Origin of the sequence: Psychrobacter sp. P11F6 (assembly GCF_001435295.1) — a bacterium.
Taxonomy (GTDB): domain Bacteria; phylum Pseudomonadota; class Gammaproteobacteria; order Pseudomonadales; family Moraxellaceae; genus Psychrobacter.
Map to the genome: position 1 here is coordinate 3261405 of NZ_CM003594.1, position 24539 is coordinate 3285943.

17 protein-coding genes are annotated in these 24539 nt (G+C 44.7%); 3 read left to right on the forward strand and 14 right to left on the reverse strand.

The features are described 5' to 3' along the window. Positions 1–24: 24 nt before the first annotated feature. The 7 genes from AK822_RS13515 to AK822_RS13545 form a co-directional block, all read right to left on the reverse strand. Complete coding sequence (locus tag AK822_RS13515) at positions 25–2775, reverse strand: type I restriction-modification system subunit M (protein WP_060491994.1); 2751 nt, start codon at positions 2773–2775, stop codon at positions 25–27. Between the two features lie 639 nt (positions 2776–3414). Then, complete coding sequence (locus AK822_RS13520) at positions 3415–4140, reverse strand: DUF3726 domain-containing protein (protein ID WP_060491995.1); 726 nt, start codon at positions 4138–4140, stop codon at positions 3415–3417. Continuing rightward, a complete protein-coding gene (locus AK822_RS13525) occupies positions 4124–5863 on the reverse strand; it encodes a hypothetical protein (RefSeq protein WP_060491996.1) in 1740 nt (579 codons plus the stop codon). Before AK822_RS13525 ends, AK822_RS13520 begins: the two co-directional genes overlap by 17 nt. 126 nt (positions 5864–5989) lie before the next feature. Then, complete coding sequence (locus AK822_RS13530; RefSeq protein ID WP_060491997.1) at positions 5990–7675, reverse strand: BCCT family transporter; 1686 nt, start codon at positions 7673–7675, stop codon at positions 5990–5992. 181 nt (positions 7676–7856) lie between these two features. After that, positions 7857–8846 carry a membrane dipeptidase gene (locus AK822_RS13535; RefSeq protein WP_060491998.1) on the reverse strand — a complete coding sequence of 330 codons (990 nt, stop codon included), beginning with the start codon at positions 8844–8846 and terminating at the stop codon, positions 7857–7859. 106 nt (positions 8847–8952) lie between these two features. Next, positions 8953–10428 (reverse strand): aldehyde dehydrogenase family protein, encoded by a 1476-nt coding sequence (locus AK822_RS13540; protein WP_060491999.1) that lies wholly within the window; start codon positions 10426–10428, stop codon positions 8953–8955. Positions 10429–10476: 48 nt separating this feature from the next. Continuing rightward, positions 10477–10866 carry a RidA family protein gene (locus tag AK822_RS13545; RefSeq protein ID WP_060492000.1) on the reverse strand — a complete coding sequence of 130 codons (390 nt, stop codon included), beginning with the start codon at positions 10864–10866 and terminating at the stop codon, positions 10477–10479. Positions 10867–11023: 157 nt separating this feature from the next. Between AK822_RS13545 and AK822_RS13550 the strand changes: the two genes are divergently transcribed. The 3 genes from AK822_RS13550 to cls all read left to right on the forward strand — a co-directional run bounded on the left by AK822_RS13550 (position 11024) and on the right by cls (position 14495). Further along, positions 11024–11929, forward strand: coding sequence for a LysR family transcriptional regulator (locus tag AK822_RS13550; RefSeq protein WP_087945727.1), 906 nt, complete (start codon positions 11024–11026; stop codon positions 11927–11929). 345 nt (positions 11930–12274) lie between these two features. Continuing rightward, complete coding sequence (locus tag AK822_RS13555) at positions 12275–12823, forward strand: YdcF family protein (RefSeq protein WP_322843177.1); 549 nt, start codon at positions 12275–12277, stop codon at positions 12821–12823. Between the two features lie 172 nt (positions 12824–12995). Then, the gene (cls, locus tag AK822_RS13560; protein WP_060492003.1) at positions 12996–14495 is read left to right on the forward strand and encodes a cardiolipin synthase; all 1500 of its coding nucleotides are present in this window, start codon (positions 12996–12998) and stop codon (positions 14493–14495) included. A 67-nt stretch (positions 14496–14562) separates the two neighbouring features. Here the strand turns inward: cls and AK822_RS13565 are convergent, their stop codons facing one another. The 7 genes from AK822_RS13565 to rsmH all read right to left on the reverse strand — a co-directional run bounded on the left by AK822_RS13565 (position 14563) and on the right by rsmH (position 24453). Then, complete coding sequence (locus tag AK822_RS13565) at positions 14563–15546, reverse strand: putative RNA methyltransferase (RefSeq protein ID WP_322843178.1); 984 nt, start codon at positions 15544–15546, stop codon at positions 14563–14565. A 213-nt stretch (positions 15547–15759) separates the two neighbouring features. Next, a complete protein-coding gene (mraY, locus tag AK822_RS13570; RefSeq protein WP_060492004.1) occupies positions 15760–16878 on the reverse strand; it encodes a phospho-N-acetylmuramoyl-pentapeptide-transferase in 1119 nt (372 codons plus the stop codon). A gap of 3 nt (positions 16879–16881) precedes the next feature. Continuing rightward, positions 16882–18342 carry a UDP-N-acetylmuramoyl-tripeptide--D-alanyl-D-alanine ligase gene (locus tag AK822_RS13575; RefSeq protein WP_060492005.1) on the reverse strand — a complete coding sequence of 487 codons (1461 nt, stop codon included), beginning with the start codon at positions 18340–18342 and terminating at the stop codon, positions 16882–16884. A gap of 283 nt (positions 18343–18625) precedes the next feature. Further along, positions 18626–20335, reverse strand: coding sequence for a UDP-N-acetylmuramoyl-L-alanyl-D-glutamate--2,6-diaminopimelate ligase (locus AK822_RS13580; RefSeq protein WP_060492006.1), 1710 nt, complete (start codon positions 20333–20335; stop codon positions 18626–18628). Between the two features lie 70 nt (positions 20336–20405). Continuing rightward, entirely contained in the window at positions 20406–22514 is a 2109-nt protein-coding gene (locus AK822_RS13585; protein ID WP_087945660.1) for a peptidoglycan D,D-transpeptidase FtsI family protein, read from the reverse strand. Then, positions 22511–23008 carry a cell division protein FtsL gene (locus AK822_RS13590; RefSeq protein ID WP_045445812.1) on the reverse strand — a complete coding sequence of 166 codons (498 nt, stop codon included), beginning with the start codon at positions 23006–23008 and terminating at the stop codon, positions 22511–22513. Before AK822_RS13590 ends, AK822_RS13585 begins: the two co-directional genes overlap by 4 nt. Positions 23009–23253: 245 nt before the next feature. Beyond that, positions 23254–24453, reverse strand: a complete 1200-nt coding sequence (rsmH, locus tag AK822_RS13595) for a 16S rRNA (cytosine(1402)-N(4))-methyltransferase RsmH (RefSeq protein WP_060492007.1) — start codon at positions 24451–24453, stop codon at positions 23254–23256. Positions 24454–24539: the final 86 nt, after the last annotated feature.

The window sequence follows — 24539 nt, forward strand, 5'->3', positions numbered from 1 at the left end:
AGAATGACTCACTATGTATAAGCTTTATTCTTTCAACAACGTCTGAAATGCTTGTAATCCGGCCATATCAAACTCATTACCAGTCAGCTCATCAAGCAAATCTGCCAGCTCATTTTCAGCCGTATTCAATTGGCTAATGGTATCCGTATAGGTATCAGCATATTTATCAGCCAATGCCTGCACTTGCAGCGTTAGGTGGCTTACTACATCATTTGCTAACTGTGCCATTGCTTGTACTAATGGTAATATCCATTTATGATTTAGTAGATCATTCACCTTTTCATCAGTCAGCGCCTCAATCGTCAATTTAGTTTTTTGATGCAAAGCTTCTGTGTCTTCTTTAATCTCCGACTTTAGTGTTTTTTCTTCATCTAATAAATCGCTTATCTGCACTAGTCTAGCCTCATCGCTGTCATCAGCAAACTGGTGCGAGGCTTGTAAGGTCTTGAGATAAGCATTTATTTTGGATTTGCCATAAGTACCGTCTTTGTTGGCATCGACATCTTGCCAATTAACAATGGTATTGTTAGCAATGAATTCGAGCTTTTCAAGCTTGTTGGGCTTTTCATCCAAAAATGCTAGGTAAGCATTTAACGCTACGACTTCAGGGGTCTCAATGTCAGCATAGGCTGACTTGAGGGCTTTATTCACCTCATTAACTAAAAAGCTGCTATTGCTATCATTAAGCAAACTCTCTTTTTGCTCCTCATCCAGCTCATCTATCAAAGCCTCTAGCTCGCTAGCTACTGCGCCTAGACGGCTTTCTTTATCCTTTAGTTGCTTTAAATCATCGGCTAATAGCTGCTGCTGGACTAGCTCAAAGGGCAATATATGCCCGACCCAGCCTTCTTGTACTTCTTTATCCTTACCGTTGACTTTTTTTATTACCATATTCGGATTGACCTTTTTGGTCGCGGCAAAGCTCTCGGTTTGAATGATTTCTAAATCTGTCATTATCTGTTGCCACAAGTCATCAAGAGATTGATAGGCAGCATATTTATCAATTAGTTTGAAGTGCTGTAAGCGCTCAAATATATTATTTGCTAACACATTTTCTTGCCTAGAGATCTTGAGCGTAGTTGAATTGTCGATCAATTCAGCCCGTAGATAATCGCTAAAGCTTACGAATGTTGAATGATAGTGATCAAAAAACGCCTTTATATCTTCGTTATCATAGATACGAGTTTCAATCTCTTTAGTCGTTAACCCAAAATAAGGCGTATTATCGGTTTGCGTAAATAGACTGTCTTTTAAGCTAGGGAAAGCCTGCCAATATTGTCGTAACGACTCGATTTCGTGTTGTGGAATACCGCCAAACATCGTGGCATAAATATCCCACGTCTGCGCATCATCAGAAGAATCTACATAGCGAGGTATATTTAAATTATAGTTTTGCTCGCGTACCTTTTTCTGGCTCACGACGGACGCGTATTTATCTATGTTCTCTCGGTTAATGACTGCATCAGTAATTTTTTTGATGTCTGAGGCTTGTAGCTGGTTGTCTTTACCTACCTTTATAAAGCCCTTTGAAGCATCGATAATCAGAATATCGGTATCAGCACGTTTTTGTTTGAGCACCATGATGACAGTAGGGATGCCTGTACCAAAGAAGATATTGGCAGGTAGTCCAATAATCGCATCGATATGATTGGCTTCAATTAGGTTCTTGCGGATAGTTTCTTCTTCACCACCACGAAACAGGACACCGTGAGGCAATACGATAGTCATGATACCATCAGGCTTTAGATGATATAAATCATGGAGTAAAAAAGCAAAATCTGCTTTGCCTTTTGGAGCTAGCCCAAAACGAGCATAGCGAGGGTCAGATTCTTTATTTTTGGGTTCCCACTCTTGCGAGTATGGTGGATTCGATACCACAGCATCGACATATAAAGTCTCATAGCTATTTATAGGATCTGCATCATTAAAATAGGGCCAGTCATCCTCTAGCGTATCAGCATTACGAGTCACGATATTGGCTGGTAAAACCCCACGCATAATAAGGTTCATGCGGGTTAAGTTATAAGTGTTTTGTTTAAGTTCTTGAGCGTAATATTTAATATTATTACTATCGTCAATGTGTCTAGCAACTGATTGACCAATGTTAATCAATAATGAGCCCGAACCACTGGTTGGGTCATAAATTTCAATCTTGTCACGATCTCTTAGATGATGAGCCACTATTTCCGACATCAGCAGTGACACCTCATGTGGCGTGTAGAACTCACCTGCTTTTTTTCCAGCGTTCGCGGCGAACATACCCAGTAAGTATTCATAAATGAAGCCAAGCACATCGTAGTCTTGCTTACCATCCATTGGTATGTTTTTTATAAGATGAATGAGACTACTGGCAGCTTTACTTTGTGACCCAGTATTCTCACCAAGCTTACTTAAACCTGTTTGTAAGGTATCAAAAATTCCCTCGAATACTTTCTTATGTTCAATATTGCGTGAAAACGCTGACAAGGCATCACGTACATCAGCGATATCAAAGTCACTGCCCTTATCTATCCATGTGGAAAACAAATGAGGATAGGCAATAAAATAGCCCACGCCCTTTTTGATAAAATCTACCGTCTCAGTATCCGCTTCAGTGAGATTAGCGATATCCTGTTCCGTAAAATCATTTTCTTTTAAAAAGCGAACTTCTTTGTCTGATAAAAACTTATAAAACACAAAGCCTATAATATAATCTTTATATTCGTTGGCTTCGATTTTAGAACGCATTTGATTGGCAGACTGCCAAATTTTATTGGCTAATTGTTGTTTATTCATAAGGCTAGATAGTCTATGTAAGTAAATCAAGGAAAGGGGAATATGGGATAAGATTGTAGCGGTTAGCACTCTCGAAGGCAAAGTGATATTAGTTTGATTTATTGATGTATTTTAGATAGTAGAATCGGAGGGGATTGCAATGCTTGTCAAGCAGCTTCCCCAATCCAGTAACTGGCTATATTCGAGATGAAAGATGCATAATAAAATTAGTTCACCGTTTTTTCTTTATTATCTACTTATATCATTGAAATAAGTAATTTTACATTTTTAGTGATAATATATATTTGAGACTAAATAGTATCTTAGAAATATTTAGTTACAATCTATCAAAGGGTAAATTCTGTTATTCGCTTTCCATCCGATACTTGAAAGATGTTGGTCTAATTGTTGGTCTATACCTATTAATATTTATAAAAAATCATTTAAAATCAATTACTTAAATTACAAGTGCGACTTCCTCCTTCACCGCCAATCTTATTTTGCTTAATCAAAGCCTCTAGCTTTCCCATCTATTCAAGCAACTCCGAAATACCTTTTAATCCAAAACACTTTCTGAAATTTTTAATTACAAACCTCTTTTTGGCTTAATTTATTTGCCTATGTCATTTTATAACTTTTTATTTATTACATTCCTCTTGCTTACGCCCCTCCCGCGCCTTTACTTGATGTTTCGCTATTGTCTACCAACATCGCAGCAGCCGTTTTTTTGAGTATCGCCCACTGCTCATCGTCGACATAGATGCCTTCTTTCCATGCGCGCTGATGCGTTTCAAATAGCTCATCTGTCGATATTTTATGATTGAAATGCTGTATGTCCTGTTCAATATCAAAATTTTGGGTCGCAATTTCAATAATCATATCATTGGTATTATAATTGGCTTGTGCTTGGTCAAAAAAGTATAAATCAGGATACACAAAACCTTGATTTAACGTAAATAATGTATGCTTGGGCACAGAGCCATTGTCCCATTTAGCCAAACAAGCAAAGCCTTTGGCAGCCAGCCCCACCAGCTCACTATAAGCCAACCAGCGGTTATGACAGTTCTGTAAATAAATATGAAAATGCGCCAAATCACCCATTTTTTCCAGAGCATAGTCAATGATAGTCGGCAAGTGACAAGCCAAGCTGCTACCATGCAAATCTAAACGAATAGCGCCGTCTTGTTGATGGACGATATCGATTGGCGTATCGTGCTCGGTTAAAATATACGGACTGGCATTATTAAAGTGTCTGATACCGTCCAAGCCCGCCATCTGTAGCTCAGCGACCATAGTAGCAATCACATCCGCTTCGCCTACTTCACGGTGCATCCCAGTAAAGGCTTTGTGTACTATCGTCACAATTTCATTATGCGATACGATCATGAGTCAAACCTCCCTGCTCTTTCGATAAATCGGGTAATAAGGGAAACAGCCATTCATCACTATGCACTTCTGCAAACAAAGGCGCACCTTGAAACAAGGTGATCCGCACCCAGCGATCTGATCTGGGATCGAACTTGGTGGCACCAAACATCGATAATTTACACCGTAACAGGTGCATGGGTAATGCGGTTTTATGCAAGACATTCATCTGAATATCGCCCAGTGGCTTATGTCCCATCGTCCAAACGCGGCGCGCAATCGAGCGATATTTTGGCTGATTTAAGATGAACTCTGAAATGAGCTGCTGTGGATCGGTGGGTTTCAACGCGAGATACAGCTTATTTGCTTGCCGTGCGATGTCTAATGCAAGCTCACGATCAGCACCCGGTTCTTGCCCGCGCACGCCCATCCTTGGCTCTTCTTTATCCACCGAACGATACCAAAACCAATGGCTATTATCGGGCTGGCTAAAATCAATATTAATCGCCCACTGATAATGCCGCTCTAATACATCGATTAAATCTTGGATCACCTTGCCTTTCGGTAGCGATAGCGTTTCATCGGCATTTATTTTTTCTTGAAACGCATCGACACGCTCAGGATAAAGCTCCATCAAGCAAGAAATAATCACTTCTTGACTCTCAAGGCTTAGATGATGGTGAGCTTGTAAGAACTCCGCCCATGTACTGTAGTGATTAATGGTTGCCATCAAAGTATTTTGTAATACGGCTAACTCTGCAACGACCGCTTCATTAAGTTTGATTTGCTGCTCATTGATGGTGACAATCTCGCTAAAATGCTGAATAGCACGTTCGATTAAACTAGCAAAATATGCGGTTTTTTTGGGTTCAATCTGGCAGATCAGTGTCACATGCAACGCTTCTTCACGGGTAGTTAGCCATTGATCGACGACACAAGGATGGTTGATTAGATACGGTGCCATGCCCAGACCGGTGGCGTTACCAACTCCCAAGTAACGCTTAATCTCTGGATGCAGCACAGCGGCGTTGCTACCGCCTTTTTGCTTTGCCAAATAATCGACCCAATCTAAGCTAAACTCACGCAGCAAATACACGGCACACATCTGCGCTCGAAACGACTGATTAAAGTCCTCGCTGTGATCTAACGGTTTAAAGTCATAAATACCAAACTTACCATTGCCATAGACCGCCGTGGTACGCAAGATATAGCCGACTTGCGCGAGTATATCTAAATCTGGTTGCTGACCAATGGCGAGTGAGCTAACGATATGATCAAAGACCCGTACGCTTTTATTTGCTCGTGCCAGCACCATCACCATATTAGAGTTACGACCTGCTTCTTGCAGCGGTACGTTGGCTTGTAGATTATCCAGTAACTCTTCACTTATCTCACCAAAGACCAGACCAAAGGTCACATCCCATTTTTGGGCAATCACCCTATCATTACGCTCTTCATCAGCCAGCTCATTACAAAACACCACCAGATGATACAGATGCTCTGGAGTATTGAGGCGATAAATAACCGTGCCATAGCCTTGCTCATCCAAATCCCACAAATGGGTACTGAGCGTCCATTGCTCTCTATCAATCTTACGCAGTAACGTGCGCACAAAGCTAACGCGAGTTTGGTGCATCGCGCCCAACCTTTCTGCATTCATAATCACGTCACGAGTACGAAAGTCAGTGCTCAGTTGAGGTGGCTTGACGTTAATGCTTTCATTATTTGCATGAATCATATTCATAATTTCACTACCTTACCTAATATATTGAGCCAGCAGCTTCGTTAATAATGCCAATGATGATATCTATCGGTAAATAAGTATTTAGCCGTTTTTAGGATCGTTGTTTTGACCTTGACCGTTTGGTAGTCAATTAGTTTTTTGAGTAAGCTTTTCCTTAGCAAGCTTTTCTTCGCTGATTTTATGTCTCACCTCTACCTGATTAGGTCGATACAAATCTTGCTCTCGCGCCATTTGCTGGGCAATTTGTGGTCCATTCCATAACGACGGCAATAGAATAAAGGATACAGGCACAGCGGTAATCACGATAAAGGACTGCAACGCTGTCACGCCCCCTGAACCAAGCGAGATTAAAACAATCGCTGTCACACCCATCATGATGCCCCAAAAGGTACGAATCATGGCGTTTGGCTCACGCTCGCCGCTGATGACGACGCTGATGGTATAGGTCATCGAATCGCCTGTCGTGACGATAAAAACGGTGGTTAAAATTAGAAATAATATCGAGGTCATTAAAGGAAAGGGTAATTGCTGGGTAACGGCTAATAGTGCACCAGGTAAGTTAAAGCCTTCAAACGCGCTACTAACACTGCCCGGATTGGCAATCTCAAACGCCAGACCCGAACCACCAACGACGGTGAACCAAAAGCACGTCACGAGCGGCGCAATAATACATACGGTGGTAATCAATTGACGAATCGTACGACCACGTGAGATACGAGCGATAAAGATGGCCATCATCGGGCCATAACCCAAGAACCAACCCCAAAAGAACACGGTCCAACCGCCAAGCCAGCCTTCATCACCGCGAAAAGTGGCCATCGGAATAAAGTTATCGACCATCGTGCCGACACCTTGAATATAACCATTGACGATAAAATTGGTCGGTCCAAATATCAAAATAAAGACCATCAGCGCAACTGCCAAGATGACATTAAAGCGGCTGAGCAATTGCATGCCTCGAGCAAGACCACTGATCGCTGATAAGGTATAAAGCGCAATCGCGAATATGATAATGATAAGCTGGGTGGCAAAAGTATCAGGAATACCAAACAAGGTATTGAGGGCATAGCTGGTTTGCAAGCCTAAGAAACCAATAGGGCCAATCGTACCCGCAGCCACGGCGACGATACAGCACGCATCGATAATCGCGCCCGTTTGACCAGTAAGTACGCGCTCACCAAACATAGGATAAAGAAGTGTGCGAGGTTTCAGCGGCAAGCCTTTGTCATAATGCAGATGCATGACCACAATCGCGGTCAAACTACCGACAATCGACCACGCCAAAAATCCCCAATGCATAAAAGATTGTGATAAGGCGTTAAATGCTCGTTGTTGCAAGTCTGGTGACTCACCGTATAAAGGAGGCGCTGACACGAAATGAGCAATAGGTTCTGCCGCCGCCCAAAAAACCCCACCGCCAGCCAACAATGTACAAAACAGGATGGCCATCCACTTGAAATTGTCCATTTCAGGCTTTGGTAAGTTGCCCAAAATCACACGACCCGTGCGACCTGCACCAACCGCTAAAGCGATGACGAAAGTAGCGAGAAGCAAAATTTGCCAAAAAGGACCAAAGATATTGGCCGACCATTTAAAACCAACATCCACAATCGTTGCTAACTGTGCTTCTGCAAAAATCGCCATGAGCACAAAAATCGTAATAAACCCGCCACTATACCAAAAGGCAGGGTTTTTTAGCCCCAACGCATCAATATCGGCAGCAGCTGGTACAGCGCTGATCTTATCCGCTGTGCTATTGGCAGCGTTTGAGCGTCCTTGCTCACCTTGGTTAAGTCCTTTTAAATCGGCCATGATGTGGCTCCATATGCTAAGGCTAATGTTGCGTTCTAAATTAGAGGTATCGCAATGAGGATATAGCCAGATAGCCTCACTATATTATTGATTTCAAAGCTCTCTATTTCAAATGGGTATGCGCTATAAAAAGTCTGTCGTCTTATAACGATTTTTAGCGATGACTTGCTAGAATTATCCTTTAGGCTAAAGGCTTTATGCCCTGCTCTAAAAAATCAAACCAGTTTTGACCGATGACTTTTCCAGCGTCAATCTCATTAAAACCATGTTTGAGTAAACCGTTATAGATGTTTTCCATACCGTCTTTGCCTGCGAACCATGGCAAGGTATCTGGCCAGCCTGAATTATTGGCATTGCCTTCACCATAATCCATGGCTTTTGACCAGCGCCCATTACGCATCCACTCAAGCACGGCTTGCGGTTGATTGAGACACAAGTCACTACCAATGGATAAATGCTCTACGCCATATTTGTCAGCACAATTGGCAATCATCGTACAGAAATCATCTAATGTGCAATCACTACCATTTGGCAAATGAAACGGGTATAAGCTAAAACCTAACAACCCGCCCGCTTTGGTTAATGCACTAATAACCGTATCCGATTTATTGCGTAGCGCGTCATGAGCCGTGGTTGGATTGGCATGACTGATACATATCGGGCGCGATGAGATCTCTATCGCCTCAAGCGTTGAACGCTCAGCGCTGTGTGACATATCGATAATCATACCGACACGATTCATCTCAGCAATGGCTTGCTGGCCAAAACGTGTAATACCGCTATCATTCTGCTCATAACAACCCGTCGCTAGTAAGCTCTGATTGTTATAAGTCAGCTGCATAATCAATAGACCCAAGCGGCGCATCACGCTGATTAGGCCAATTTCATCATCGATTGGTGAGCAGTTTTGCGCGCCAAAGAAGATGCCCACTTTGCCCTGCTCTTTTGCCGTTTTGATATCAGCTACTGAGTACACTGGCAAGATAAGATCTGAGTTTTGCTCAAAGCGTGTGTGCCACTCGCTAAAGCGGGTCATGGTCTGACGGGCATCTTCGTGATAGACCAAGGTGGCATGTACCGCATTGATACCACTGGCTTGTAGCATCTTAAAGTAATCACGATCCCAATGGCTATACTGTAATCCGTCAATGACGATATGGTCTTGGTACATATCAATTCCCTTTAATACTTTTATCAGTGGCCGCTATCATTGGCTATTAAGTGATTTTTCACACCGTGTCACTTCGATAGCGGCGAGTATGCTTGTTAAGACATGCCTAGTACGCTTTTTGATAAGCGGTCTTGACGATGGTATAGAACTCTTTGGCATATTGACCTTGCTCACGCGGGCCAAAGCTTGACTGTTTACGGCCACCAAACGGTACATGATAGTCCGTACCTGCAGTCGCTAAATTGACCATAACGCAGCCTGCTTGCACTTGCTCTTTGAACATCGCACTACTACGCAAGCTTTGGGTGATGATGCCGCCCGTCAGACCAAAACGCGTGTCATTGGTCATGGCAATCGCTTCGTCCAAATCCTTGACACGCATCACACAAGCTAACGGAGCAAACACCTCTTCTTGGTTGATATCCCAGCTGTTGTCCGTCTCGGTAAATAACGTAGGCGACATATAGTAGCCGTCATGCGGCATCTCTAAACGCTCACCGCCAAAGGCTAAATTGGCACCTGATTGCTTGGCCTTTTCGATCCAGTCCATGTTTGACGCCAGCTGCTTGTCATCGACGACAGGCCCCATAAAGATACCTTCATCAAGCGCATGACCGACCTTTAAAGTCTTCATTTTTGCGACCACACCTTCGACGAAGGCATCATGAATACTGTCCATTACGATGAGGCGTGAAGAAGCCGTACATTTCTGCCCTGAACCACCAAACGCACCAGCCACTGCCGCATCGATAGCAACTTGCAAATCAGCATCATCAGCGATAACCAAGGCATTTTTGCTACCCATCTCAAGCTGGCAACGGATAAAGTTCGGGGCCGTTGCAGCAGCGACCTTGCGACCTGTTGGTACAGAACCCGTAAAGCTAACGGCATCGATATCTGTAGAATTGATGAGTGCATCACCGACTGACGAGCCGCCACCCAGTAGCAGGTTAAACGTCCCTTCTGGCATACCCTGACGATGGATGATCTCGGCCAATGCCACTGCGCTGGCTGGCGTTAAATTCGCAGGCTTCCAAATGACCGTGTTACCAAACGCTAGCGCTGGCGCTATTTTCCATACAGCGGTGGCCGTTGGAAAGTTCCAAGGTGAGATAATGGCGACCACACCGACTGCTTCGCGGGTGACTTCAACCTTGACACCAGGGCGCACTGAATCAGCTGTATCACCCATTTGACGTAATACTTCAGCAGCATAATAATGAAAGAACTGACCTGCACGGTAAATCTCGCCGCGACCTTCCGTAAACGGCTTGCCTTCTTCGAGAGACAACAGCGTACCTAGCTCATCACAGCGAGCAATCATTTCATCGCCAATTGCTTGTAGGATAGACTGCTTTTTTTCTAAAGGAGTCGCTTCCCATTTTGGCTGAGCGTGACGCGCCGCTGCAATAGCGTCTTTGACTTGATCGCCACTCGCTTGGGCGAACTCACCGATAGTGTCAGTGATATCAGATGGGTTAATATTGGCAATGGTATCGATGCCCGCTTGCCACTCACCATTGATATAAAGTGATTTGGTTGGGTCTTGCTGCAATATCTGTTGGGCGGTGTGAGCTGACATAAGAGCTTCCTTGATAAAGTATTAAAAGATGGCATATTAAAATTAGTTTTAAGGCACAGCGGCATATACGACTAGCTCTACTAGCATCTCTTCACGAGCCAGCCCTGCTATCACCAGCGCTGCCCGATTTGGGTATGGTGCTTCAAAGTATTCGGCGTAGACTTGATTGACCGTTTTTAGATAGTCGCGATCGGTCACATAGATCATGACCTGTAGTACCGAATCCATACCAATATTGGCACATTCTAGTGTGTGCTTAAGATTGTCTAGCGTTTGACGGGTTTGCGCTTCGATACCACCTGCAACCACATCACCATTTTCATCGATAGGAATCTGCGCGGTGTACAACGTACCATTGCTGGTGATCGCCCATTCTAAAGGGGCTTTAGACGCATAAAGTGAGGTTTTGATGGCTTGTTTGGTTGAATGAGTCGTCATGTCGTCATATCCTTTGATCAATGATTGGGCAGCGATTGCTATAGAGTTATCCTACCCAAGTACTAACGATAAATCTAACTAATTAAATTTAGAATATGATAGATTTAATCTATCGTTTAGAATAAATCATTGAACAATAGCCTTGGATGGTATGGATATGAAGCTACAGCAACTGCGACATTTTTTATGCGTGGTAGAGGAAGGTGGCTTTCGGGCGGCGGCTGATCGCGCCAATCGCTCGCAAGCGGCGTTGTCTGCCTCGATAAAGGAATTGGAAAAAATACTAGGTCAGCGCTTATTTGAAGGAGGAAATAAAGCAACACTCACGCCTTTTGGAGAGACTTGTTTACCCAAAATCGAGCAGTTTATGACGGTTTATCAAGCGCTAGAGGATGATTTAAAAGGAGCAGCCGCTGGCGATAAAGGCAAAATAAGGATTGCAAGCGTGCCATCACTGGTGACAAAACTCTTGCCTAGTGTGTTGGTTGAGTACTCCAAGAGATATCCTGATGTCGAGATTGTACTAATAGATGATAACTCTGTCGGTGTGGCCAATCGTTTACTGGCAGGTGAAATCGATTTGGCATTGGGCAACTGCACCAGTATCGATCAATCAAATATAGATTTCACCTTGCTCATATCTGACCCGATTGGCGTGGTCTGCTTAAAAAGTAACTCGTTAAATCAACCAGTAAAACCGTCAAGAAACCAACAAAAAATAGGGCTTAAATGGCAACAACTGATGACCCAGCCTTTTATTTATAATGGCACTTGTCGACTGCTCGAAAACACACCCGCCGAGGTGCTCAACCGTAATGCGCGTTACACGGTCGAGAATATTACTTCCTTATTTTCATTATTACGCAATGATCTTGGCATCACCACCCTACCCAAGCTCGCCTTTCCGTCGAATGAGCCAGAATTGGTATGGCTCGACTTACTTGAACCTGCCTTAGACAGACAAATTGGTATTTTTAAATTGGCAAATAAAACGATTTCACCGCCAGCACAAGCGTTTCATGAACTGTGTATTCAGTACGTCCAGAATCACTATATTTTATAAAAACAGGTTAAAAATGGGTTAAAACATACCTTATTACCGCCTACTTTTATAAGCCACTCTCAGAAACTCCATTCACTTGAATAAAAGCGTCTCTCACCTATGTCTAAAGGTTTAATTTCCGTTACTCGTGGCCTCTTATCTGTTATCGGCATCATACTTATCATCGATTGCGCTGCATTGATAGTCGTCGGTAAAGTCAACTTCGGCTCGGTTGTACCTTTTTTAGTCGGCATAGTTTTTGTCATACATGGAATTTTTTGGCATGCAATACGCAGGTTTTGCAGCCAACATTATGGGTTCAACCGCCTTTGGTATGGGTTATGGGCTGTATTTATACTTTGGTTGTTGAGCTTCGCTCTATTTATTTGGTCATTACAGCAGCAGATTGCGCTTAGCCAGCAGCCTGCACCGACAGTGGCAGCGATTATTGTATTAGGCTCAGGCACGGTTGCAGGTAAGCCGACACCGACGCTCGCCAAGCGCTTGGACACCGCTGTGCCCCTTATCGAGACACAACCAGATGCTTTGGTGATAACCAGTGGTGGCGTTGGTTTTCAGCGTACACGTAGCGAAGCCGATATTATGGCCACGTATTTGCATGAGGCACATGGCGTGCCATTCGAACGCATTTTACAAGAAGGCAAAAGTACCAGTACGGAAGAAAACCTCGCTAACAGCCGAGCGTTGTTAGAAGCAAAAGGGCTATCTATCACTGATCCTATCGCCATCGTTACCAGTGACTTTCATAGCATTCGCGCGGCCAGCATTGCGCGACATCAGGGCTATACACAACCGATCACCGTCGCCAGTCCCACACCTTTATCCATTCGTTATAACGCTTGGTTTCGCGAGTATTTTGCCTTTGTCAGTGGCTGGTTGTTAGGAGAGTATTGATGGAGGTGTATATTTCACCAGTTTGAACAAGCTTACTACTAAATATCATAGCTCCAGCGTTGCCGCATTGCTGTTTTTACCAATCAAAACGGTGGTAATTTTACAGTGCGTTATAATCAGTAAGAACCACTGATAAATACGGCAAATAAAAATAATAATGATGGAGCGCATTATGCTATTGGATATCTTTTTAACTGTTCATTTTATGCTGCTGATACTGATCTCTTTGCGAGTGCTTGCGCGCCATGATCTGACCTCGCCCGCTCGGCTCGCTTGGCTCGTGATATTGTTCATTTTGCCTTATCTGGGGGTTGTAATTTATTGGATGTTTGGTGAGGTGCATCTAGGACGCGATTTTACGCGCAAACGTAAAGAAATTATCGATAAATTAAGTGCACATAGTCCTGAAGTACTTGGTGATGACATCGCTTTGTCGGAGGCCATCAAACCTGAATACCAAGCGGCCTTTGCCTACTCTGCCAATGCAACTGGCTATCATACAACGGTGGGCAATCACGCAGAGCTAATGGCAGATGCGGCTGAGACGCGCAAACGTATGATTGCCGACTTTGATGCAGCGACCGATCATATTCATGTACTGTATTATATTTGGCTAATCGATGGTATGGGAATCGATACTGCTCAAGCGCTCATACGAGCGGCAAGGCGCGGCGTCATCTGCCGAGCAATGGTTGACGGTATGGGCTCACGAAAAATGGTCGGCTCAAAGATATGGCAGGAAATGATAGAAGCTGGCGTACAAGTCAGTGTTGCCCTACCAATTAGTAATCTTTTAAAGGTACTCATGTTTAGCCGGATTGACTTGCGAAATCACCGCAAGATTACGGTTATTGACGGCAAAATCGGCTACTGTGGCAGTCGCAACTGCGCCGATCCTGAGTTTCGTGTAAAGCCAAAATTTGCGCCGTGGGTAGACATTATGCTGCGGGTCGAAGGACCAGTGGTGGCACAGAATCAGATGTTGTTTGCCAGTGATTGGCTGACTGAAAATCCTGATACGCCGCTTGACAGCTTTCCTTATTTTATTGACCCTCAACCAAAGCGACAAAAATCCCCACAGCCAGAAACTGAGGAGCCTTTACCAATAACATCACCGCCAAATGGCTTTGCTGCACAAGTTTTTTCTGATGGTCCTACACAACGACGCAGCACCACGCCACAATTTTTAGGTGTCTTAATTGGTCAGGCAAAACGAACCCTGATTATCTCAACGCCTTATTTTGTGCCTGATTATTCGCTCGTCAGCATTTTGTGTGCGACCGCTTATCGCGGTGTACAAGTAACCATGATTTTCCCAAAAAATAACGACTCAATAGTCGTGGCTGCTACCAGTCACAGTTATTACTGGCAGCTGCTTGAAGCGGGGGTCAATATTTACGAATATAAACCCGGTCTATTACACGCAAAAACCTTGACCATCGATGGCGAAATCAGTCTGATCGGCTCAACCAATTTAGACTTGCGTAGCTTTGATTTAAACTATGAAAACAACATTGTGTTTAGCGATAAAACGCTCACAGCGGCCATCGTTGAGCGACAATACCAGCATATCGCTGATTCTGAAGAGGTCACTCGTGAGCAAGTTGAAAACTGGCCGTTATCTTATAAAATCTGGAATAACATTGTCGCCACGATGGGACCTGTTTTATAACCCATTATTAGGGCGTATCCTCAATTCAATTGATCATATCTAAACGGGCTAATGACCTTAAGCCATTCTATTCAGCTGCTGTCTTCTGCAAAATATAAACGACAAACTTAGCTTGTGTCGTAAAGGATTCTGTTTCGACCGCTGCTAGTAGCGCCTGTCTTTTTTCACTAAGCGCGCGATAAGCATAAGGCGTCATGGTCATCAAATCAGCCAAATCAGCGGCTGACAACGTCATCTCGGTACTGACATGCTCCGTACCCATTAGCGTGAAATATGGAGCCAATTCATGCAAAAACTTATCCGAATCATGCTCGCGGACGTTGTCAAATAACGCTTCGCGCATCGTCGCTAGATGCCCGATACCTGGCTTGGCAATGATTAAATAACCGTCTTCAGTCAATACCTCATTGAACGCGTCTGGCAAGATAGGGCTAAAAATACTGCTAATACCCTTTATGCTATGCGCGCGTAACGGCAAATGGGCAGCGCTGGTAACAAGCGGATAGATGACTGCCGATTTGGCTGTCGCATTAGTAACACTGTCTTTAGCTTGCTGATACCAAAGACGCCCCGCCGCTTTGCTTGTTTTCGCAAGCTCTACCACAGCTGGTTTACTGATATCTGCGGCGATGAGAGTATCCATGCCTGTCTGTGCCATTGCCTGCGTGTAATATCCTTCACCGCAGCCAATATCCAACCAATTGATTGCCTTGCTATCCTTTTTAGTTATCGGCTCAATTGCTGACTTAGCCACTAAATCAGCGACCGACTCATTTTTCGCCAACAATTCCCTCACTTTTTGGCAAATAAGCGTCTGCAATGGCTGATAATGTCTGGCGTTTAAAAACCGTTTGCGCGCCTCGATTGATTGCTGGCTATCGCCCGGTGCTTTAGATTTTTTTTGTTGCACGGGTAATAAATTAACATAACCCTGACGTGCCACATCAAATGGATGAGCGGTTTGTTTTGGGTGCAAGCTGCCATCGCAGCGCCACGTATTTGCGGCAGGCTGTAATGGTGATTGGCAAAGGGGACAAATAAATAAGCTCACAAGTATCTCAACGTCATCGCAATATGGCTGCCATTTTAACAAAATTCAGGCTTACTGCGTGATAAAAGGCGCGATAAACAATGCAGGAAAGAAAATGCGAAAAACAAACTATCAGCAACCAAACTGTTAGCAACAAAAAAAGCCACCTCAACTAAAGTGAGATGGCTTTTGCATACAAGATATTCATATTAATGTTCGAGCGATATGGCTGTGTTAACGCAGTTTTAAGGTCATGAGCCCAAGGATGACGAGAATAATGGCAATAATCCAAAACCTTGCCACCACTTGCGTCTCTTTCCAGCCAATTTCTTCAAAGTGATGATGCAATGGTGCCATTCGAAAGACGCGCTTTTTACGCAGCTTATACGAGCCAACCTGTAGCATGACCGACAGTGCTTCGGCGACAAATAGACCACCCATAATAGCAAAAGCGATTTCTTGACGGGTCATAACGGCGATCGTACCGAGCATCGCCCCGAGAGCAAGCGCCCCCACATCGCCCATAAATACTTGGGCTGGATGGGCGTTGAACCATAAAAAACCAAGCCCTGCACCAATCATCGAACCACAGACAATGAGAACCTCGGAGTTATAGGCAATATAAGGCACATGCAAGTAATCAGCAAAGCGTACATCACCTGATACATAAGCCATCGCGCCCAAACCTGCCGCGACCAAGACCACGGGCAAAATAGCTAAACCATCCAAGCCATCGGTTAAGTTGACGGCGTTAGAAGCACCATTAATCACAAAGTAGGTAAAGATAATAAAGCCAATACCAAACGGCACTGCCGAAAAAGGAATCATCCAATCTTTGAAAATCGGTAGCAGCAAATCCTGCATCTCATGCGTGGTCGCGATATCTGGCTGCAAGGTGGCGATATAATACAAAGACACACCGACGAACAAAGCACCCATAGAGAGCCAAAAATATTTCTTGCGAGCAATTAAGCCTTTGGGATCTTTATACTTAATTTTTAGCCAATCATCTGCCCAGCCGACCGCGCCAAAGATAATCATGACAATGAGCAAAATCCAAACGTACGGATTATTCAAACGTGCCCATAGTAAGGTGGACACGCCAATCGCACTTAAAATCAGCACTCCACCCATGGTCGGCGTACCAGTTTTCGCCAAATGCGATTGCGGGCCATCATTGCGAATCGCTTGACCATATTTCAGTGCACGCAGACGTCGAATGACACGCCCACCAAAAAACATGCTAAATGCGAGGGCGGTAATGACCGCGAGTAACGCTCGCAGTGTCAACGAAGAAACCGCAGAAAACGGCGTGTAATACTGGCCAAGCCAGCCAAACAACCAAACTAACACCGCCTACTCCTCGATTAGCGCATTGATAAGGGTTTCCATTTGCATGGAACGAGAACCTTTAAACAGCACCGTACAAGGCTGCGCCTGCTGCGCTTGCAAATACGGCTTCAAATACGCCAATAAACTGTCTTTATCAGTAAACGCATGGGCATTGATGTCAGAAACCTCTTGTGCACCCGCCACGGTAAAAGGCGCGTATTCACCAACACACAGCAGCACATTGATGCCCGTTGTTGCAATGGTACGACCCAAGCTTTGATGCTCGCTAACCGCCGCCTCTCCCAGTTCTGCGATATCGCCCAGCACCATGACTTGCGTGCCTGTTTGCGCCGCCAATACTTTTGCTGCCGCTCGCACCGAATGCGGATTGGCATTATAGGTATCATCAATCAAGCGATGCATACCCATTAATTGACTGTTCAAGCGCCCTTTAGCAGGACGCGCATTTTCAAGCCCGACGACGATATCACTAACATCGATATTTAGTGCATGAGCACAAGCAGCAGCGGCTAAAGCATTATTGACATTGTGCTCGCCGGCTAGTGGCAAGTTGATATCATGGACTTGATTGCCGATATGCAGCTTAAATTCACTGCGCTCAGGCTCGACATCTAAATGGCTGGCACTGACATCAGTATTACCAAAGCCAATCACGTGTGACGTATGCTTTTCAGCGATACGGCGTAATTGATTGGTAAAATCATCTTTATCAGGAACGATCGCAAACTGGCTGTCATTCAAGGTATGGTAAATCTCAGCCTTGGTTTGGCAAATCCCTTCACGGCTGCCAAACTCACCCAAATGCGCCGTACCAATATTTAAAATACACGCGACATCTGGCTTTACAATCTCGGTAGTATAAGCAATTTCGCCAATATGGTTTGCGCCAAGCTCTAGAATGGCATAACGATGGTGGTCGGATAATTCGAGCAACATCATCGGCACACCCAAATCGTTATTTAGGTTACCACGGGTAATCAATGTCGGTGCCAATCTGCCAAAGATACTACCAAGCATTTCTTTGCATGTGGTCTTACCGCTAGAGCCAGTAATAGCAATGACGGTTAAATTTTGATGCTGTTGACGACGATACGCAGCCAATTGTCCTAGCGCCAAACGGGTGTCGCTCACCACTAACTGCGGAATGCTATTTGCATCAGCCGTAGCAATAGGGCGAGCGACGATAGCCGCAACCGCACCTTGCGCGATGGCAGTATCGATATAATCGTGACCATCAAAATTATCACCCGATAACGCTAAAAATATATCACCAGGTTTTATCGTACGGGTATCGGTGGCGATACGAGTGCTCATTACATCATTTACTGAATTGTTTTCTGAGTCGGATTGCCCCTCACTCAGCTGCCAATGCCCATCGAGTGCTGCGGTTGCTGCGAGCAGATTGTCTGCTTGCCAAACATACAGCCCTTGCGACTGAATGCTGTTATCGTTGTCGGCTGTCATAATGATTACCTTATATATGATGACTACTTATTTATTTTTTATAGTTAACGACTAGGGCGTGTCCTCAATTCAATCGATTATTATCTAAATGGACTAAAAATGGCTAAATTTTGCCAAACATCGTCAACTAGCTTATTAATATCTCGATATTATTTGCGCTACTTTCCTTGTTTGACGGCAATTTATCTCATTTTTATTACCATTTTTAAAATGAGGACACGCCCTAATACTTTTTAGATAGCATGAAAAACTGACTGTAAGCGCTATTATTTATTTATAAATGCTATACACGCCCTGCTTGTTTTAAGGCGTTTTGCAAAATAACACTGTCGTCAAAATCATAACGAACATGGTTAATTTCTTGATAGGTTTCATGACCCTTGCCAGCGATCACGACGATATCATCAGCTGCTGCTTGATTGACCGCATACTCAATCGCTGCTTGGCGCGCAGGTTCGATATGGGTACGCTGATATTGCTCACTCGTCATGCCCGCTTGCATATCTTGCAAAATGATATTGGGATCTTCGGTGCGTGGATTGTCTGCCGTTAACACGACTTTATCCGCGCCTGCCAATCCTGCTTGCGCCATCAAAGGACGTTTGCCCGCATCACGGTCGCCACCGCAGCCAAACACTGCCCATAGTTGGCCTTTACAATGGGTCTTTAGGCTGGCAAGCACTTGGCTTAAGGCATCTGGCGTATGCGCATAATCAACGATAAAGCAGCCATCATTAGACGGCACACGCTGCATACGTCCAACCGCACCTTGTAGCTGCGGCACCACTGCGGCAATACGCTCAAGGCTAATGCCTAAAGCGACGGCAGCTGCCATTGCGGCAAGCAAATTGGCAACATTAAAGCGCCCCAATAATGGGCTGACGATACCTAAATGATTAACTTCGCCATCGCCTAAATCAGTACGTAGCGTAATCTCGACACCTTTTAAGCTTGGTTTGATTTCAGCCGCAACAAAGGTCGCAGATTTTGATGGTTCTAAACTGTACGTCCAGACCGTTAAATCACTGGCATGTGCGGTGTCGAGCATAATCTGGGCATGTTCATCATCGATATTGATAATGGCATGGGTTAAATCTGGAAAATGCGCTTTATCAAACAGTTTAGCTTTTGTTGCTGCATACTCTGCCATATCGGCATGATAGTCTAAGTGGTCACGGCTAAGATTGGTATAAATCGCAACCGACACTGGCATACCTTGTAAACGCTGCTGATCCAAACCATGTGAGCTGGCTTCCAATGCCAATAATTCAGCATTCTCTGTACCCATTTGATATAAAAATTGCTGAACCGCTAAGGCATCGCCCGTGGTATGGCTCGCTTGCACCAAAGCACCAAGCCTGCCATTACCTGCTGTGCCCATGACTGCGCTGCTCATACCTGTCAGCTGCGTCAATTGCGCCACCAATTGACTGATAGTCGTTTTGCCATTGGTGCCCGTCACTGCGACCACCGTTGGCAAGGTCACGGGCTGCTGATATTGCAAACGTGCTTGAATGAGCGTTCCTAAAAAATCACGAATATTGGGCACGTATAAAACAGGGCAAGGCAGTGCTGCTAATTGCCGCTGTGCTTTAGCAGTACTATCATTCGATAAAGTGATATCGGCATGATTTGATACACTAGTCGTGTTAAGCAAAGCCGTAGGATCTATTTCTGATAGGATAAAAGCCGCATTTTCAGCGGCTTGATAGAGGTAGTCGCGACTTTTTTGACAGTTTGGTATGTGGCTTTTTAATAACACAAACACATCGTTCGGCTCTAGCTGACGACTGTCTAAACGAAACTGCAGGAATGGAATATCAAGAAACGAATTCATTGGTTTTGAATCCGCTCCAATCAATGTCGTCTGAGTCGATAGTTTTTGCAATGCCTGCTCTATACCTACACCATGCCTGCTATTGCTACTACTAGATTCAGTCAGCTGCTGCAAGGTGACTGGGGTAATGCTTGGCGACGAGGGTGACAGGGTCATTGGCAAATCCTATACGGTTAAAACACATCAAATAGTTAAAAACTAAGTATTAAAAAAAAGACCTCTACGACTACTGAGCGATCGTTTTTAACGGTTTATCTAAGGGTACATTGTATAAACGCAGCGCCTCTTTCATGACATTATGAAAGACTGGCGCGACTGTTAAACCAGCATAAATCTGAACACGTGGGTCTTCGATGAGCATCACACCTACTAATCTTGGGTTAGATGCGGGCGCAATACCAGCAAAAACGTTACGGTATTGATCCGTATAGTAGCCACCTTTTGGATTAACACGGCGCGATGTCCCTGTTTTACCAGCGACGCGATAACCATCAATCGCAGCACCTTTAGCCGTACCACCCGGTTCGGTGACACTTTCCATCATTTGTACGATAGACATCGCTTGCTCGTGTGCCATGATACGCTTGCTTGGCTGTAGCTTGTCATCTTTAGTGAGGGTCAATGGATGCATCACACCGCCTGCCGCCAGCGCTGAATAAGCCTGCGCAACCTGCGCTAGAGTTGCTTCCAAACCATAACCATAACTGAGCGTAGCACGACGTGACGTTTCTTTTTCTTTTGGTGTGACAACCAGCCCACTACCTTCCCCTGGGAACTGTAGTGGTGTCTTTGAACCAAAACCAAATTGCCGTTGCATATTGGTAATGGCATCAGGCGGTAGCGACAAAGCAATCTTAGTCGAGGCGACGTTACTAGACTTCTGCAGTAACGTGCCCATATTAATCATACCTAGATTGTTATGATCACGAATGGTATAACCACGGACACGAATAGAGCCAGGATTGGTATCGATTAAGGTAGTGGCAGTGTATTTTCCTGAATCAAGTGCCGCTGCAACCGTAAAGGGTTTCATCACCGAACCAGGTTCGAAGACATCGAGCAGCGCACGGTTACGTTGGTTTTCACCGGTCATCTCATTCAGGTTATTAGAATTAAAGGATGGCCATGTTGACAAGGCAAGCACTTCACCCGTTTGCACATCAACAATCATGCCTGTTGACCAGCGCGCTTTTTGCAAACGCCCTGCTTTCTCTAGTTCTTTATAAAGCAAATACTGCAGGCGCGAATCAATGGTCAACGCCACATCTTTACCTGGTATTTCTGGTTCAATCTGTTTAATTTCTTTTAAACTGTTTTGTTTGGCATCTTTTAGCACCAACACTTTACCATCATCACCTGCCAGCTCAGTTTCATATTGGCGTTCGATACCAGCACGACCTTCGTAACCACCTTCAGGATCACTGACATTTTGCCCCATAAAGCCCAATAGCTGCGAGTTTGGTTGTGGCTGCGGGTAATAACGTTGGAAAAAGTTTTTTTCATAGACGCCAGGAAAATCAAGGGTGCTGACACTTTGGGCAATCTCAGGCGTTACTTTATTCAGTAGCGGCAAATAGTGCGAGCCTGCACCCGATGGCAGCGCTGCTTTAACTGCTGCTTCATCGGTTACATCAATACTATCGTCGATAGCGGTAACTTTTTTCAGCTCAGTGACCGAAATATTGGCAGCAGCCGCAAGCGTGGTCAGATCCATATTATCCAAACGCTTTTGCATACGCGCAACCAGCTGTGGACTCTCAGGATTGGTGATAATAATACGCTTAAGCTCGTAATATTCGCGCGCGTAATCATGCGGACTAAAGGAGACCGTCGCCAGTGGTGCACTGACTGCAAGTGGCAAATTATTGCGATCGGTAATCATACCGCGATAGGATTTTTGCGTGCGCACGCTAGTGATAAGCTCATCACCTTTGTCTTGATAAAACTGGGCATTGGCAACTTGTAAATAATAAGCACGGGCTATCAGCAAACCCAAGATAACCAATGCAATGACCCAAATAGTACGGAAACGGTTTTTGTCTTGCTCAAAACCGCCGCGAGAGGAAGCGCCAGACGCTTTACCCAAAAATCCTCTTTTATTTTTCAGGTTTTTGACACTGGTATAAGCGCCTTGCTCTTCATTCTTTTTCAATCGATCAAACAATTTAGTCTTACGGTTGCCAGAGGATTTTTTTTCAGCCGTACTGCCTGTTTGTCCCGATTTGGCTGCACTGGCAGGACGTAAGGGCTTAGTCACCTTACCGCTAGTTGGCTTTTTATTCGCATTTTTCGCGGTCGTTTTACCACTATTGGCATTAGGTTTTTTATCACTCATTGTCCTGCCTCCGCTACCGTGGCATCGGTGATAGGAGCGTCAGGCGATATATCCGTAGCAGCTCGTGGTTCGATAACGTCAGACTTATCCTCATCTGAGTCAGTATCGACGACTGGCACCTGTGCTGTGGCAACACCCGGCTGGATAATGAGTTTATCTTTTAGCGTCGGTGAAAACATACCCAGTTCAGCCACCGCACGGCTAGCAATTTGCGGCGTCGCACTAAAAGTCTGCTGTTCAATGAGCAAACGCTGATGTTCGACTTGCAGATTACGCTCTTGTTTTTTCATGTCTTGCAAGGTTTTATAATCCTGATGATATTGCTGAACACCTTCGGCTGTTTTAATACCGCTCCACACAATCGCTACTGCTAACAGCAATAGCACCACTACATAGATACTAACCACATTAAATCGGCGCACAAATAGCTCGCCGATATCGGTGTTATGCGGCATTGCAGCACGACGGTTTGCGGGTTTGTCAGATATTGCCATGACGCTCTCAAAAAGTGGACTTCAAGTATGAAAATTGGCAACTGTTTTAGAGCGGTAAGACGCTTTGTACAGCACCATCAATAAAGTAAAACCAAACGAAAAAGGAACAGCCGAGCCTAGCAGATAATGTTTACAGATTTTTAACAGCCGCGTAAGTATTCAGACTCTCTATCCTACTTAATTGCCAGCAACCAATCACCAGCAACTCAGCCAAACACCCTCTCTATAACATCACGCTACCTGTGTTATTGCTCAACACTTGGTAGATAGTCGGTATCAGTACGAGTCGCCATGCGCAACCACGCACTACGCGCGCGTGGATTTTGACTGGTTTCAGCTTTGCTTGGACCCACGCGTTTAGGCTTGCTAAAGTAGCGTGGACGATTGGGCGGCATCGGCAAATTCTCATCCTCTGGATATTGCCCTTTGCTATGACGCTGCAAAAACTGCTTGATACGGCGATCTTCTAATGAGTGAAAACTAATCACTGCTAGCTGCCCGCCTGCTTTCAAAATCGGAATGCTTTGTTCTAAAAAGTCGTCAACATCGCCAAGCTCATTGTTAATAAAAATGCGCATCGCCTGAAAGCTCTGAGTCGCTGGATGCTTACCACGCTGCCAATTAGGATGCGCCACTTTAATCACTTCAGCCAATGCCAAAGTAGAGTCATAACTGTCCATCTGCTTAATAGCACGGGCGATACGGCGACTATGACGCTCTTCGCCAAAATCATAAAGCACATTGGCCAAGGTTTCATCATCGACTTTTTCTAGCCACTCAGCGACCGACTGCCCACGACTGGTGTCCATACGCATATCGACCGCACCGTCACGCATAAAACTAAAACCACGACTGCCATCATCAATTTGCGGCGATGAGATACCCAAATCTGCCATTAAGCCATCAACTTGAGTGATTCCCATTGCCGTTAGACTATCCGTCAACGTCGCAAAACTATCGTGCACCACTTTTACGCGACTATCGGTCTTTGCCAATTCACGCGCGACGCTAATCGCCGTTGGATCTTTATCAAAAACAATCAAGGTTGCATCATCGGCCAACTGACTTAATAATAATCGACTATGACCACCACGCCCGAAGGTAGCATCAACGTAGACGCCACTCATCTGCAAGCTATTTTGGTTGTCACTGCTTTGTTCTGCATCGTCTGTTTGCTTAGGTAGCGCTTTGACACCCAGCACTGCTGCAACGGTTTCTTGTAACAGCACCGCATCATGGACAAAGCTCAATTCATCAGAGTTGGCTTTATCCGTGACAGACTCTTGATTCAGCTGATTAGTAGAGTCACTCTCTACCACAAAATCGTTTTCTACAGCAGACAGCTCAGCCACTGATGCAGCATTAACAGTGGCTAAAGAAGAATTCATTTTAGAATCTTGCTTAGTATTCGGCGTATTTTTTGGCTTATTATTCAATATGGACACAAACGACTCAGTAGATGACGACCATTTTGGTCAGTAAGAGTGAAAAATCAGATGAAAATAAACAAGTTATGACTTGTCTAACATTA